Consider the following 14,649-nt stretch of genomic DNA (forward strand, 5'->3'; position numbering starts at 1 on the left):
GTCCGGGGCCTGGCCGGCGGCACCGGCCGCCTCCCGCAGGCGGTCGCCCGCGCCTGCGGGGCGCGGATCCTCACCGGGACCACGGCCCGCTCCCTGCGGCGGCTTCCCGGTGACCGGTGGCGGGTGCGGGCCGTAACGGCCGACGGCCCGCTGACCATGGACGCGGACGCGGTGGTCCTGGCCCTGCCGGCCCACGCTGCGGCGGAACTGCTGCGACCGCACTCCCCGCGGGCGGAGGCCGAACTGTCGGCCATCCCGCACGCCTCCACCGCGGTCGTCACCATGGCCTTCTCCCGCAGCCGGGCACACCGCCTCCCGGAGGGCAACGGCTTCCTGGTCCCGGCGGTGGACGGGCACGTCCTGACGGCGGCGTCCTTCCTCTCCACCAAGTGGTCCTGGATGCACGAGGCGGCGCCCGCCACGTTCGTGCTGCGCGCGTCGATCGGGCGGATCGGGGAGGAGGAGCTGCTGAGCAGCCCCGACCGGCACCTGATCCGGGCCGCCGTCACCGAACTCCACCGCGCGGTGGGCCCGATGGGCGAGCCCCTCGCCGCCCGCGTGACCCGCTGGGACCGGGCCCTGCCGCAGTACGGCGTCGGGCACCGCGCACGCGTGGCCCGCATCCGCGAGGCCACTGCGGAACTGCCGTCGCTGGCGCTGTGCGGAGCGGCGTACGAGGGCGCGGGCGTGGCCGCCTGCGTGGCCACGGGCCGGGCCGCGGCCCGCCAGGTGCTGACCCCGGCCCCGGCAGCGGCCTGACGCCGTCCCGCCCCGGTCCCCGGCGGGATCCCCCGGACGGGTCAGCGCGCGGGCGGGGTGCGGGGTGGGGGCAGAGGATGGAGGCATGCCCAGAAACGTCGTTCGGACAGCCGCCGCCGCAACCCTCACCGCCGCGCTGCTCACCACCGGCGCCTGCGCCGAAGGCGGTTCCGGTACGACGGGAAGACCGCGGGGCGGCAGCACCCAGGAGCCCAAGCCCCTGAAGTGGGGCGAGTGCTCCCCTCCCACGGCCGCCGAAGGCGGTGGGCAGACGCCCGGCAAGGACTGGCAGTGCGCCACCCTCGACGTGCCGCTCGACTACGCGAACCCCGGGGGCAAGACCATCCCGATCGCCCTCGTCCGCGCCAAGGCCAGGGACCAGAAGCACCGCCTCGGCTCCCTCGTCTTCAACTTCGGCGGCCCCGGCGGCTCCGGCGTCAGCACCCTGCCCGGCGCCGCCCAGGAGTACGCGGCCCTGCGCGCCCGGTACGACCTGGTGAGCTTCGACCCGCGCGGGGTCGGCCGCAGCGCACCCGTGCTCTGCGAGGACGACAAGCAGTTGGACGCGTACTACGCCCAGGACTCCTCCCCCGCCACCCCGGAGCAGGAGAAGGCCTTCCTCGACGGCATGAAGAAGTACCGGGAGGCGTGCCGGAAGAACTCCGGCGACGTCCTGCCCCACGTCGGTACCGAGAACGCCGCACGCGACCTGGACCGCGTCCGCCAGGCACTGGGCGACGAGAAGCTGAACTACTTCGGGATCTCCTACGGCACGGAGCTCGGCGGGGTCTACGCCCACCTCTTCCCGAAGAACGTCGGCCGGGCCGTGTTCGACGCCGTCGTCGATCCGACCCAGAACGCCGAACAGGGCGCGCTCGGCCAGGCGAAGGGTTTCCAGCTCGCCCTCGGCAACTTCGCCCAGGACTGCGTCGACCGCGGCGACGCCTGCCGGCTCCAGGGCAGCACCGCCAAGGAGATCGAGGCGAACGTCATCAAGCTCCAGAAGGCGCTCGCGGCCAAGCCCATCGCCGGCATCGGCGACCGCAAACTCACCGACTCCGCCGCCACGAACGGCATCGCCCAGGCCCTTTACTCCAAGGAGCTGTGGCCGCTGCTGGAGCAGGGTCTGGACGAGGCCGAGGGCGGTCAGGGCCAGCTGCTGATGGCCCTGTCGGACGCCCTCAACGGCCGGGACCAGCAGGGCCGTTACAGCAACATCCTGGCGGCCAACACCGCCATCAACTGCGCCGACTCCAAGGACCGGTACACCCTCGCGCAGACCAAGGCGAAGCTCCCCGAGTTCCGCAAGGCCTCGCCCGTCTTCGGGGACTTCCTCGGCTGGGCCATGCTCAGCTGCATGGACTGGCCGGTCGCGGGCGCCTGGAACACCCCGGACGTCTCGGCCCCCGGCGCCGCCCCCATCCTGGTGATCGGCAACACCGGCGACCCGGCGACCCCGTACGAGGGCGCGCGGAAGATGGCCGAGCGGCTCGGCAAGGGCGTCGGCGTGGAGCTCACCTACAAGGGCGAGGGGCACGGCGCGTACAACAGCGGCGACGCGTGCGTGCAGCAGGCGGTCAACTCCTACCTGCTGGACGGGAAGGTCCCGGGGAAGGGCACCGTCTGCACCCCGGCCGCCAGCCCCAGCCCCGCCGCCAGCCCCACGCCCGCCTAGAACGCGCCGAAGGGGCCGTACCCGGCGCGGGTACGGCCCCTTCGGACGCTGCTGCTAGTAGACCGGCTTCTCGGGCTCGATCTGGTGGACCCAGCCGATGACGCCGCCGCCGACGTGCACCGCGTCCGCGAAGCCCGCGGACTTCAGGACCGCGAGGACTTCCGCACTGCGGACACCCGTCTTGCAGTGCAAGACGATGCGCTTGTCCTGCGGCAGGTCCTGGAGGGCGGTGCCCATCAGGAACTCGCCCTTGGGGATCAGCTTCGCGCCGGGGATCGAGACGATCTCGTACTCGTTCTTCTCGCGGACGTCGATGATCTCGATGGGCTCGTCGCCGTCGATCCACTCCTTGAGCTGCTTGGGAGTGATCGTCGAACCGAGGGCGGCCTCCTGGGCCTCCTCCGACACGACGCCGCAGAAGGCCTCGTAGTCGATGAGTTCGGTGACGGTCGCGTTCGGACCGCAGACCGCGCAGTCGGGGTCCTTGCGGACCTTGACCTGGCGGTACTGCATCTCCAGGGCGTCGTAGATCATCAGGCGGCCGACCAGCGGCTCGCCGACGCCCGTGAGGACCTTGATGGCCTCGGTGACCTGGATGGACCCGATGGACGCGCAGAGCACGCCCAGTACGCCGCCCTCGGCGCAGCTCGGGACCATGCCCGGCGGCGGGGGCTCCGGGTAGAGGCAGCGGTAGCACGGACCGTGCTCGGACCAGAAGACGGAGGCCTGGCCGTCGAAGCGGTAGATCGAGCCCCACACGTACGGCTTGTTCAGCAGCACGCAGGCGTCGTTGACCAGGTAGCGCGTGGCGAAGTTGTCCGTGCCGTCGACGATGAGGTCGTACTGGCTGAAGATCTCCATCACGTTCTCGGCTTCGAGCCGCTCTTCGTGAAGGACCACGTTGACGTACGGGTTGATGCCCAGCACGCTGTCACGGGCCGACTCGGCCTTGGAGCGGCCGATGTCCGCCTGGCTGTGGATGATCTGGCGCTGCAGGTTCGACTCGTCGACCTCGTCGAACTCCACGATGCCCAGAGTGCCCACACCGGCTGCGGCCAGGTACATGAGGGCGGGGGAGCCGAGGCCGCCCGCGCCCACGGCCAGCACCTTGGCGTTCTTCAGGCGCTTCTGGCCGTCCATCCCGACATCCGGGATGATCAGGTGGCGGGAGTACCGACGGACCTCGTCAACGGTGAGCTCAGCAGCTGGCTCTACCAGGGGTGGCAGCGACACGGGGACTCCGTAGATGGGTATGTCTGAACGGTGGTTCTTCCCGTAACACTGCCACGCCCTTCTTCATTCCGAGACACCCGGTCCGATCCGCGAGACGATTTCGTCCCAGTACCCGGGCATCGAGGCCCACGGGTCGCGGTCTCCCGCCGCGCGCCGGTCCGTGAACCAGATCGTGCCGGCGCCCTGCCAGCGGGCGATCCGCAGCGCCTCCTCCAGGTGGGTCCGCGGCACGCCGTGGACGAGGTGGCAGAACGTCTCGGGCGGATGGTCTGCCGTCCACTCCGCCACCTGCGACCAGCGGTAGTCGGCCCAGGCCCCCGAGAAGGTGACCAGCTGGTCGGCGGCCTCCGTGTAGCCCTCGCACGGGTGCGTGCCGTGTCCGAGGACGATCCGCAGACCCTCTCCGAGGCCGCGCAGGGTGTCGGTGACCCGGCGGACCCCGGCGAGACCGTCCCGGTCCGAGGGGGCTCCGGCGAGGTAGAAGCCGCCGACGCCGTACCAGTCGCGGAAGCGGTGGGCGTCGGAGACCAGCTCCCCGAAGGACCGGGTTCCGTCCCGCAGGGCGAGATGCCCGAGGACCGTGCCGTCCGCCCGGCCGAGCTTCGCGGCGGCCTCGGAGCAGTGCGGGTCGGGGCGTCCGCCCGGGCCGTCGGAGACGTTGAGCACCGCCCAGTGCAGCGGGGTCCCCGGGCGGGTCAGCTCGGCCCACTCCACCGGGGCGAGCAGCGGGTGCGCGTAACCGGGGATGCCCAGGCCCAGCCGGCCGGCCTCGGTCGCGGCCGCCGCCGTGGCCCCCGGCGGAGTGGTCAGATACGGCACGCCGCCTCCATCCAGATGTCCGCGAGGGACTCCTCCAGGTTGATCCGGGGCCGCCAGCCGAGCCGGTCCCGGGCGGTGCGCACATCGGCCTGCTGCCAGGCGCCGCAGCCGTCGGGGTAGGGGTACGGCTGGGGGGCCGCGGAGGCGATCTGCTCGGCGGTGGCCTCGGAGCGCGGCGAACCGATGGCGGCCAGGCCCTGCGGGCGGCCGGGGTGCCCGTGCACGGGGCCGCCGTGCTGGGGGCCGCCGTGCGGGACGTCCAGTTCGTGCAGGGCGCCGCCGTATCCGGCGACGCGGGCCAGGACGGCCGCCGCGTCGCGCAGCCGGACCGCCCGGCCGGTGCCGATGTTCACGACCCCCTGGGCCGCGGACAGGGAGGCGGCGTGCACGGCCCGCGCGACGTCCCGTACGTCGACGAAGTCGCGCTGGACTCCGAGGCCGCTCAGCTTGAGCTCGCCGTCCCCGGACTGCATGGCGCGCCGCATCGCCTCGGCGAGCCGGCCCAGCGGGGAGCCCGCGGGGGTTCCGGGGCCGACGGGCGAGAACACCCGCAGGACGACGGCGTCCAGCCCGGACCCGAGCACCAACTCGGTCGCGGCGAGCTTGCTGACGCCGTACGGTCCGCCGGGTCTGGGCACGGCGTCCTCGGCCGTGGACGAGCCGGGCTGGCTGGGCCCGTACTCGGCGGAGCAGCCGAGCTGGACCAGCCGGGCGCCGCAACCGCTGCGGCGCAGCGACTCGCAGATGGTGGCGACGGCGACGGTGTTGTGCCGGGTCAGTTCCCGGGCCCCGCCGCGGGTGGCGCCCGCGCAGTTGATGACGACGCCGGGGTGGACGGCGTCCAGGAACCGGGTGAGGGCTCCGGGACTGCCGGTGGCGAGGTCGAAGCGGACGTCGGCGTCGTCGCCGCGGCCGAGCGCGGTGAGCTGGACCGCGGGGTCGGCGAGCAGCCGGTCCGCGACGTAGCGGCCGAGGTAACCGTTGGCTCCGATCAGCAGCACCCTCATAGCGCGGCCCCTCGGTTGGTTGGCTGGCCGGTCATCCTGTTTCTCCTTGGGTGGTGGGTGGGGTCGGGGGTCGGGGGTCGGTGGGCGGGGGTACGGCGCTCAGGGACGCGCGTGGGCCGAGGCGCGGGACAGCGCGAGCACGGCGTGTACGAGGAGTCCCGCGGCCGCGGCGGCCACCGCCGCCGGTGCCGGGACCAGGGCGAGGGCCAGGGCCGCCGCCAGGGGGGCGCGGTGCGCGCCGTGCCGGAGCAGCAGCCGGACCAGGAACAGCAGCACCGCGAGCGGTACGGCCGCGGCCGGGTCGGCTCCGGCGAGCGCGGCCGTCCCCGCGGCGGCCGCGCCGAAGGGCAGCAGGACCCCGGCGAGCAGGGGCCGGGCCCCGGCGGCGAAGTCCTCCAGGGCCCGGCTCCCGGCGAGCCGGCGGCGCGCCCGGGCGGCGTAGTACGCCCCGGCGAGGTGTCCGGGGGCCACGGCCAGCGCGAGGGCGGCTCCGAGCGCCGCCCCGTGCCGGTGGACCGCCCATCCGACGACGGCCGCCGCGAGCAGGTGGGCGGCGTAGGGGAAGCGTCCCCCGGCCCACCGGCCGGGCCACACCAGCGCGCCGACGGTGAGGAGCACCGCGAGGGGGCCCGTCCACGGCGTCCCGGTGGCGGCCGCGCCGAACGCGAGGGCGCCGGGCAGCAGGGCGTAGCCGAACCCGCGCACCGCCCGGGGCCCCGCCGGGGTCCGCGCGGGGGGCGGCGCCGGGGCCTCGCCGCGCGGGGTGCGGGCGTAGAGCTCCTCGGCGAGGGAGAACACGTCCCGGTGCCGGAACCGCGCGGCGGTGCGGTCGGTGATGCCGTGCGCCTCCAGTCCGGCGGCGACCTCCAGCGCGTCGACGGCCCGCTCGCACAGCTCCCGGTGCCGGTGCAGCAGGGCCTTGACGGGATCCCCGCCGCCCCTGCGCCGGGCCGTCTGCGGCGTCGCCGGTCCGGCCGCGCCGGGCCCGGTCCCCGCTCCCGGGAGCGGTCCCGGTGCTCCGGCACCGCGCGCGACCGGGGCGCGGGGGTCCGGCGACGGGGTTCCCGGCGGCGCCGTGCCGGCTCCATCGGCGACGGGCCCGTCCGCGACGGGGTACGGGTCGACGGTCGTCATGCCGCCGCCTCCGGACCCGGCGCAGGGGTGACGGGCGGGGCCCACGTCGGCGTGGTCCAGTGCCCCGGGACCCGCGCCTCGGCCGGCCGCTCGAAGGGGACCTCCCCGTCGGGCCGTGCGGAACCCCGGGCCAGCAGCAGCTGGTAACCGTCATGGAAGGCGGCCACGTTCTGCTCGACGGTGAACAGCTCCAGCGCCCTGGCCCGCGCCGCCGCCCCCAGCCGCTGGGCCCGCTCGGGGTCCCGCAGCAGGGCGAGGCAGGCATCGGCGAGCGCCCGCGGGTTGCGGGGCGGCACGACCAGTCCGGTCCCGCCGATGACCTCGCGGACGGCCCCGACGTCCGTGGACACGGTGGCGCGCCCGCAGAACATGGCCTCGGCGAGGGTGACGGGGAAGCCCTCGATCACCGAGGACAGCAGCACGATCCGGCCGGCCCCGTACGCCTCGGCCGGGGAGGGCGTCTCCGGGCCGCCGATCTCCTCGAAGGTGACCGGGTTCTCCCCCACCGTCCGCGCGTCGGCGGCCTCGTCGGGGAAGAGCTGCGCGGCCAGCGACCGGCAGTCGGCCAGGTAGCCGGGCACGGCGGCCGTCGAGAAGATCCGCAGCCGGGTGTCGGGCGCGGCCCGGCGGACCTCGGCGAAGGCGTGCAGCAGGCCGATCAGGTCCTTGGCGGGCTCGGTGCGCCCGACCCACACCAGGGTGTCCGGGTCGCCGCGTTCCGGGTCCTCGCCGACGGCGGCGAATCGGTCCGCCTCCATCCCGGGGTACACGGTCCGCAGCCGTTCCCGCGGGGCCCCGCAGCGCTCCTGCCAGCGGCGGGCGTGCGCGTTGCCGGGGGTGAGGAGGTCGGCGCCGGCGTAGATCTCGCCGGCGAGCCGGACGTGGAAGGCCGCGAGGAGCGCGCGCAGGGCGGGCCGGTCGTCCTCGCCGTGCTCCAGGTAGTGGGTGCGCAGCCGGACCCCGTACTCGGTGACCAGCAGCGGGACCCCGAAGAAGCGTTTGGCCAGGAGTCCGGGGAGCGCCGCGACACCGCCGGCCGCAGCGTGGCAGACGTCGACGGCGCCGAGTCCGGGCTCCTCGTACCAGTCGAGGGACAGCGGCCGCAGCATCCGTTCCAGGGCGTCGACGAACTCCAGCAGGTCGGTTACCCGGGCCGCCGTCACGCTGCGGCTCGCGCCCGGGGCGCGGCAGCCGGCCTCCACGGCCCGTACGGCCGTCTCGGAGCGCAGGGCCGCGTACATCCCGCCCTGTTCGCGGGCGAGCGCGGCCAGTTCGTAGAGCCCGGTGGCGAAGGCCTCGGCCCCGTCCGCGCAGATCCCGCGGACCAGTTGCTCGAAGCCGGCGGTGAAGCGCCGCCGTTCGCGCCGCGCGTACGTGCGTCCGTCGTCGCCCGGGGCCCACAGCGGGGCGGTCCGCACCCGGGTGACGTGCCCCGGGAGCGGGACCCGGCCGCCTGCCTCCTGGCCGGCGCTGCGGCTCAGCGCGTAGAGCTCGAACTCGTGCTGCGGGAGCCCGCGCACGAGCCGGTCGCACCAGAGCCCGGCCTCTCCCGCCGCATACGGATAACCACCTTCCGTGACCAGTCCGATCCGCACGAGTGGCACCCCCGATCTCCCGTTCCAGGCGGTCGCCGTCGGTCCGTCGACCCGCCGCGGAAGAACTCAAGCGGATGTGCCGGTGGGCCAGGCCCGGATCGAGGGCCGGTACGGCGTCCAGCAGCTGCCGGGTGTAGGGGTGGGCGGGGCGGCCGTAGACCTCGTCGACCGGGCCCTCCTCGACGATCAGGCCGCCGCGCATGACCGCGACCCGGTCGCTGACCTGCCGGACCACCGCGAGGTCGTGCGCGATGAAGACGAGCGCGATCCCCAGCTCCCGCTGGAGTTCCGCCAGCAGGGCGGTGACCTGTGCCTGGGTGGTGACGTCGAGGGCGGACACCGGTTCGTCGCAGACGATCAGCGTGGGTTCCGGGGCCAGGGCGCGGGCGATGCCGACGCGCTGGCGCTGGCCGCCGCTGAACTCGTGCGGGTAGCGGTCGTAGTGCCCGGCCTCCAGGCCGACGCGGGTCAGGAGTTCCTCCACTCGGGCCCGGATCGCCGCCTCGTCCCGCCAGCCCGCCGCACGCAGCGGGTCGGCGATGGACTCGCCGACGGAGCGGCGGGGGTTGAGGGAGGACACCGGGTCCTGGAACACCATCTGGGCGCCGGGCGCGATGCCCGCGGTCTCCCGGCCCTCGTGGTGGATCCGGCCGGAGCCGGGTGCCAGCAGCCCGACGAGCATCCGCCCGAGGGTGCTCTTGCCGCTGCCGGACTCCCCCACGATGCCGAGCGTCTCCCCGCGGCGCACCGCGAGGGAGACCCCGTCGGCCCGGTCCGGTCCGCCGACGGCGACGACGCGCCGCTTCCCGCGGCCGAACTCCCGGCGCAGGCCGAAGGCTTCGACGACGGGCCCGTCCGCGTCGGTGGCCGGGCGCGGCCGGGGGGCGCGCGGCCCGTCGAGCCGCGGGACGGCCGCCAGCAGCTCGCGGGTGTACGGGGCCCCGGGGGCGGACAGCACCCGGTCCACGGGCCCGCGCTCCACGGCGGAGCCGCCGCGCATCACCAGCAGCTCGTCGACGCTCCCGGCCGCCACGCCCACGTCGTGCGTGACCAGCAACAGCCCCAGGCCCCGCTCCTCGCGCAGGCCGTGGAGCAGGTCGAGGATCTGGGCCTGGACGGTGACGTCGAGGGCGGTGGTGGGTTCGTCGGCGATCAGCAGCCGGGGTTCGCACGCCAACGCCATCGCGATCAGCGCCCGTTGGCGCATTCCGCCGCTGAACTCGTGCGGGCGGGAGCGGGCGCGGCGGGCCGCGTCGGGGATGCCCACCCGGTCGAGGACCTCGACGGCGCGGGCGCGGGCGGCGCGCCGGGAGGCGGTGGTGTGGATCCGGTACACCTCGGCGATCTGGTCGCCGACGCCGTGGTACGGGTCGAGGGAGCTGAGCGGGTCCTGGAACACCATCGCCGCGGTGCCCCCGCGCAGGGCGCGCAGTTGCCGTGGCGGGGCGGTGCCCACGTCGGTGCCGCCGACCCGTACGGTGCCGCCGAGCCGGGCGCCCGTACCGCGGTGGAGTCCGAGCAGGGCGGCCGCCACGGTGGACTTGCCGCTGCCGGACTCGCCCACGAGGGCCAGGGCCCGGCCGGGTTCCAGGGTGAAGGACAGCCCGTCCACGGCGCGCAGGTACTCCCCCGGCGCGCCGACGGGGAAGTCCACCACCAGGTCGCGGACGTCCACGAGCGGTTCGGTCATGTCAGGGCCACCCTTCGGTCCGCTACGGCGTACAGCAGGTCGGCGAGGGCGCCGGCGATCACGACGGCCGTGCCGATGCCGAGGACGACGCCGACGACCACCGGCAGGTCCACGACCCGCACCCCGTCGATGAGGGTCTTGCCGAGGCCGGGGATGCCGAACAGGGATTCGGTCAGCACGGCGCCGCCGATCATCGTGCCGAAGTCCACCGCGCTGAGGGCGATCACGGGCGCGACGGCCCCGCGCACCGCGTGCCGGGTGACCAGCGCGCGCTCCCCCACCCCGTAGGCGCGGAAGGTGCGGATGTGGTCGTCGGCGAGCGTCTCCAGGGTGGAACTGCGGGTGATGCGGGCGTACTTGGCGCTCTCGAAGAAGCCGAGCGTGATCCAGGGCAGCAGCAGGTTCCAGGCCCACTGCTCCGGGTCCTCACCGAAGGGCACGTAGGTCGGGAAGGGCAGCCACCGCAGGTGGGCGCAGACGGCCATGAGCAGGAGCAGGCCGAGGATGAAGACGGGGGTGCCGGTGGCGGCGAGGGTGAGTACGGTCAGCGCGCGTTCGGTGAACCCACCGCGGCGCAGCGCGGACAGCAGCCCGGTGCCGACGCCGAGGACGAGCCAGATCACCAGTGCGCCCAGCGCCAGGGAGAAGGTGGCGGGCAGGCGTTCCAGGAGCAGCTCGGTGACCTGCCGGTCGTTCTGGTACGAGAACCCGAGGCAGGGGGCGTCGCAGTGCAGGACGAGTCCGGCGCCGCCCGAGTAGTCGCGGCCGGCCAGCAGTCCCCGGAGGAAGTGCAGGTACTGGACGACGACGGAGTCGTCGAGTCCGAGCTGCGCGCGCACCTGGGCGATCTGCGCCGGGTTGCACCGCTCCCCGCAGGCGAGGCGGGCGGGGTCGCCGGGGGCGACGTAGAAGAGGGCGTAGACGGCGACGGACAGGGCGAGCAGCACCAGGACCGCCCCGCCGAGCCGGTTGAGCACGAAGCGGGTCACGTCGTGCGCTCCTTTCCGGTGCCGACCCGCAGGCGGGAGGCCTCGCGCGGGTCGAGGGCCGTGCGCAGGGCGTCGCCGAGGACGGTGAAGGCCAGCACGGTGACGAAGAGCAGCCCGGCGGGGAGCAGGACGTAGGCGGGGTCGGCGCGGAACCAGGTCTGGGCGCTGGAGAGCATCTGGCCCCAGGAGGGGGTGGGGGGCTTCACGCCGATGCCGAGGAAGGAGAGCGAGGCCTCGACGACGATGTTGGCCGGGACGAGGATCGCGGCGTAGGTGATGACGGGTGCGGCCAGTGAGGGCAGCAGTTCCCGGCGGGCGATGCGCAGGGTGCCGTTGCCGGAGAGCCGGGCGGCTTCGACGAAGTCCAGGCCGCGCAGGGTGAGGGTCTGCGCCCGCACCATGCGGGCGGTGGTGCCCCAGCCGAGCAGGCCGATGGCCAGGACGAGCAGCAGGGGGCGCGGGAAGCCCGGCGGGACCACGGCGGTGAGGGCGACGGCGAGCACCAGCAGGGGCAGGGCGATCATCACGTCGGTGAGCCGGGCGACGAGCGCTCCGGCGACGCGGTGGCCGAGTCCGGCGGCGAGTCCGGCGGCGACGCCGACGAGGACTTGCACGGTGGTGGCGCCTACGGCGACGAGCAGGGAGATCCGGGCCCCGTAGAGCAGCCGGGTGAACAGGTCGCGGCCGCTGCCGGGTTCGACGCCGAGCCAGTGGTCGGCGGAGATCCCGCCGAAGGAGCCGAGGGGTACGCCGCCGCGGGCGGAGTCGACGAGGTCGTCGTGGTACGCGTTCGGATCCTGGCCGGTGAGCTGGGCGAACAGCGGGGCGGCGAGGGCGAGGAGGACGAGGAGGGCCAGGACCGCGGCGGCGGTGACGGCGGACGGGCGTCCGCGCAGCCGCCGCCAGACCTGGCGGCCGGTGCCCGCGGCCGGGGTGGCGACCCCGGCAGCGGTGAGCTTGGCGATCTCGTCGATCTCGGTGTTCACGGCGGGGTCGTTCAGCTGGGCGTGGTTGTAGTTGGAACCGTTGGTGACGATCTGCCGGCCGTCGAAGATCGGCGCGAGGAAGGGGCCGCCGGAGGGCCAGTCGGCGCCCCAGCGGGAGAGGAAGAAGCCGGGGGTGTTCTTGGCGTCCCAGCGCCGCTCGTTGAAGGCGTTGGTCTCCAGGCCTTCGAGCTTGACGGTGATGCCCGCGGCCGCGAGGGCCTGCTGGACGGCCGTGGCGATCTCCGGGCTGGTCTGGCGGTTCTGGGCGTTTGAGTGGGTGAGGGTGACGGTGAGCCCGTCGGGGAAGCCCGCCTCCTTGAGCAGTTCCTTCGCCTTGGCCGGGTTGCCGGTCCTGCCCGCCGGGAAGTGGTCGTAGGCGCTGTACCCGAAGGCCTCGCGCTCGGGCAGGAAGGTGGTGGCCGGTTCGGCCAGCGCGGAGCCGCCGGCCGCGTTGACGACGCTGGTGCGGTTGACCGCGTAGGAGATGGCCTGGCGGACCTTCGGGTTGTCGAAGGGGGCCACCTTCGGGTTGAAGGCCAGGTAGTTGACGTAGCCGAAGTGGCCGGTGCCGACGCGGGAGGCGAGCTCCTTGTTGTCGCCGATCTGGGCGAGTTCGGCGGGGCCGAGGTTGGTGTCGGTGGTGACGGCGGCGGCGTCGGGTCCGGAGCTGGTGGACAGCCGCTGGTTGACGACGGCCGCGTCGAGGCCGGAGCGGACGTCGACCCTGTCCGGGTAGGCCTTGCGCTCCTCGTCGGTCTTCGGGTCCCAGTTCTCGTTGCGCTCCAGCAGCAGGGTCTCGCCGTCACCGGTGTTCTTGACGACCTTGTACGGGCCGGAGGAGACCGGGTGCTCCTCGTACTTGACGCCGGTGTCCTTGGCCTTGGGTACGGGGGCGAACTGCGTCTGGGTGGCGAGGAAGGGGAACTCGCCCTCGGGCTTGCGGAGTTTGAAGACGATGGTCTTCGCGTCGGGCACCACGATGGAGTCGAGGCCCTTGCCGCCGTCCTTGTACGGGCCCTCGTAGGTCTCCCCGCCGACCAGCCAGTCCCGCAGGTAGGGGGCGCCGCCCGACAGCTCGGCGGCGAAGGAGCGCTCGATGCCGTACTTGATGTCGGCGGTGGTGATCGGGCTGCCGTCCTCGTACTTCAGCCCGTCCTTGAGGGTGTACGTCCACTCGGTGGCGTCGGCGTTGGGCTTGCCGAGGTCGGTGGCCAGGTCGGGGACGACCTTGGCGCCGGCCGGACCGTCCTCGCGGTTGCGGGTGGTGAGCGTGCGGAACACCAGCGAGGGAACGTTGCCGCCGCCCGAGGTGTACAGGCGGGCGGGGTCGAAGTCGCTCTGCGGCTCGTTGTTGAGGACGGTCAGGGTGCCGCCCTTGTGCGGGGCGGACCCGGAGGCGCCCGGCTTGTCGCCGGCGGAGGCCTTGTCCGCGGCGTCCTCGGGCCCGCAGGCGGCGGCGCCTCCGGCCAGTACGAGGCTGACGGCGACCGCGGCCACACGGCGCGATATCTGGGACTGGCGCATGGGAAAAGGGACCTCTCGGCGGGCAGCGGCACGGTGACTGCCGCGGATGCGGGATGCGTGTACGGGATGCGGAAGCGGCCGCGCGGGAGGCGGCGTTCGGGATCACCGGTGGAATGCGCACCGAGGAGGAGGACGCCGCGCCCGCGGGCAGGAGTGCCCGGGCGCGGCGAGACGGTTCGGAAACGGGTCGCGCGCTCAGGCAGGCGTCAGCGACAGAAGATGTCGGCCACGCTGTGCGCGGCCACACCGAGGAGCGCCAGCTCTATGGCGGCGCTCGCGGCGGTGGTGTGGCGGTGCGACATGCGGAGAACAATTACCGATCACCGGACGGGCTGTCAACGCCGATCCGGCCGTCCTCCGTCGCTCTTAGGTCAACTCCCGGGGAAGACCCAGGGGTTGGGCAGGCAGTGGATGTTGTCGATGTCGAGGGACTTGGTCTGCTGCTGCATGATCGGCGCGAGCGAGCCCGGAGTCTGGCAGCTCACGTGCCCGTGGCCGAGCCGGTGGCCGACCTCGTGGTTGATGAGCATCTGCCGGTACGCGAGCATCTGGTCCGGGCCGTAGGTCGGTGAGCCCTGCGCCCACCGGAAGGCGTTGATCATCACGCGGTCGGTGGCGGCGGAGTCGCAGGAGACGTTGTCCACGGTGGTGTCGAGGCCGGACTTCGCGCACCAGGTGCCGGTGGTCCCGGGGCTGGCCAGGGTGATCACGAAGTCGGCCTCGCCGGCCGGTACCCGCTCGAAGGTCATCGCACCGCCGTGGCCCCAGCTGCGCGGGTCGTTGAGGGTGCGCTGCACGGCCTCGGCGAACAGCTGCGGGTCCAGGCCCAGCCCCTGCTCGACGTCGACGCGGTAGCGCACCACCTTCCCCTTGCCCGGCGCCTTGGCGAACCCGGGGACGGTGTCGAAGGTGCCCGGACCGGCGAGCTTCGCGTCGATGGGCAACTGCAGCGACATCTGCTGCTCGTAGGTCTGCGGCGGGGCGACGGCGGGTGGGTTGGCCGGGGTGGCGCGGCCGTCGGAGCGGGAGGCGGCGGACTGGCCGCTCAGGGAGCGTTCGGGGGCGTCGTCCCCGGCGGCGTGCGCGTTGCCGGGGGCGGAGTCGCCATCGGCGACCACCTGACCGGCGACGACTACGGCCAGCACGGTGGTGACGGCCGCCGCGGCCATCCCGGTGTACGTACGGATCCGCGTGCCCCGGCCCGCCACCGGCGGCTCGGCGGCCCCGGACCCCACGGG

At 74.2% G+C, this 14,649-nt stretch carries 11 protein-coding genes and 1 pseudogene; 2 read left to right on the top strand and 10 right to left on the bottom strand.

Annotated elements, in window-relative coordinates; all coding sequences use genetic code 11:
• Together hemG and AB4039_RS40335 are read left to right on the top strand one after the other, a co-directional pair.
• The coding region (hemG, locus tag AB4039_RS40330; RefSeq protein WP_442273115.1) for a protoporphyrinogen oxidase at positions 1–759 on the top strand (759 nt) is incomplete at its 5' end.
• Between the two features lie 85 nt (positions 760–844).
• Positions 845–2,434 carry an alpha/beta hydrolase gene (locus tag AB4039_RS40335; RefSeq protein ID WP_266842126.1) on the top strand — a complete coding sequence of 530 codons (1,590 nt, stop codon included), beginning with the start codon at positions 845–847 and terminating at the stop codon, positions 2,432–2,434.
• A gap of 54 nt (positions 2,435–2,488) precedes the next feature.
• Here AB4039_RS40335 and moeZ read toward each other — a convergent pair whose 3' ends face one another.
• The 10 genes and pseudogenes from moeZ to AB4039_RS40385 form a co-directional block, all read right to left on the bottom strand.
• On the bottom strand, positions 2,489–3,667 hold the full coding sequence (moeZ, locus tag AB4039_RS40340) for an adenylyltransferase/sulfurtransferase MoeZ (RefSeq protein WP_266574063.1): 1,179 nt from the start codon (positions 3,665–3,667) through the stop codon (positions 2,489–2,491).
• 63 nt (positions 3,668–3,730) lie between these two features.
• Complete coding sequence (locus AB4039_RS40345; RefSeq protein WP_442273116.1) at positions 3,731–4,486, bottom strand: spherulation-specific family 4 protein; 756 nt, start codon at positions 4,484–4,486, stop codon at positions 3,731–3,733.
• Positions 4,474–5,493, bottom strand: a complete 1,020-nt coding sequence (locus AB4039_RS40350; RefSeq protein ID WP_442273117.1) for an NAD-dependent epimerase/dehydratase — start codon at positions 5,491–5,493, stop codon at positions 4,474–4,476. Before AB4039_RS40350 ends, AB4039_RS40345 begins: the two co-directional genes overlap by 13 nt.
• A gap of 99 nt (positions 5,494–5,592) precedes the next feature.
• On the bottom strand, positions 5,593–6,627 hold the full coding sequence (locus AB4039_RS40355) for a hypothetical protein (protein ID WP_442273118.1): 1,035 nt from the start codon (positions 6,625–6,627) through the stop codon (positions 5,593–5,595).
• Between the two features lie 150 nt (positions 6,628–6,777).
• On the bottom strand, positions 6,778–9,912 hold the full coding sequence (locus tag AB4039_RS40360; RefSeq protein WP_442273121.1) for a dipeptide ABC transporter ATP-binding protein: 3,135 nt from the start codon (positions 9,910–9,912) through the stop codon (positions 6,778–6,780).
• Positions 9,909–10,901 (bottom strand): ABC transporter permease, encoded by a 993-nt coding sequence (locus AB4039_RS40365; protein WP_442273119.1) that lies wholly within the window; start codon positions 10,899–10,901, stop codon positions 9,909–9,911. The genes AB4039_RS40360 and AB4039_RS40365 overlap by 4 nt, the downstream gene beginning before the upstream one ends.
• Complete coding sequence (locus AB4039_RS40370) at positions 10,898–11,866, bottom strand: ABC transporter permease (protein ID WP_442273122.1); 969 nt, start codon at positions 11,864–11,866, stop codon at positions 10,898–10,900. Before AB4039_RS40370 ends, AB4039_RS40365 begins: the two co-directional genes overlap by 4 nt.
• 87 nt (positions 11,867–11,953) lie before the next feature.
• Positions 11,954–13,411, bottom strand: a pseudogene (locus AB4039_RS40375) (ABC transporter substrate-binding protein); the annotation flags it as partial.
• Between the two features lie 206 nt (positions 13,412–13,617).
• Complete coding sequence (locus tag AB4039_RS40380) at positions 13,618–13,713, bottom strand: Ms4533A family Cys-rich leader peptide (RefSeq protein WP_323178900.1); 96 nt, start codon at positions 13,711–13,713, stop codon at positions 13,618–13,620.
• Positions 13,714–13,782: 69 nt separating this feature from the next.
• Positions 13,783–14,649: DUF3152 domain-containing protein (locus tag AB4039_RS40385; RefSeq protein ID WP_442273120.1), on the bottom strand; the 867-nt coding region annotated here is incomplete at its 5' end.

This window comes from Streptomyces sp. M-16 (genome assembly GCF_052114405.1).
In the GTDB taxonomy this organism is placed as follows: Bacteria; Actinomycetota; Actinomycetes; order Streptomycetales; family Streptomycetaceae; genus Streptomyces.

Excerpts from the sequence above, each read along its gene's own strand:
- AB4039_RS40350 (WP_442273117.1), bottom strand. The coding sequence starts at position 5,493 with ATGAGGGTGCTGCTGATCGGAGCCAACGGTTACCTCGGCCGCTACGTC.
- AB4039_RS40380 (WP_323178900.1), bottom strand. The coding sequence starts at position 13,713 with ATGTCGCACCGCCACACCACCGCCGCGAGCGCCGCCATAGAGCTGGCG.
- AB4039_RS40360 (WP_442273121.1), bottom strand. The coding sequence starts at position 9,912 with ATGACCGAACCGCTCGTGGACGTCCGCGACCTGGTGGTGGACTTCCCC.
- AB4039_RS40335 (WP_266842126.1), top strand. The coding sequence starts at position 845 with ATGCCCAGAAACGTCGTTCGGACAGCCGCCGCCGCAACCCTCACCGCC.
- AB4039_RS40355 (WP_442273118.1), bottom strand. The coding sequence starts at position 6,627 with ATGACGACCGTCGACCCGTACCCCGTCGCGGACGGGCCCGTCGCCGAT.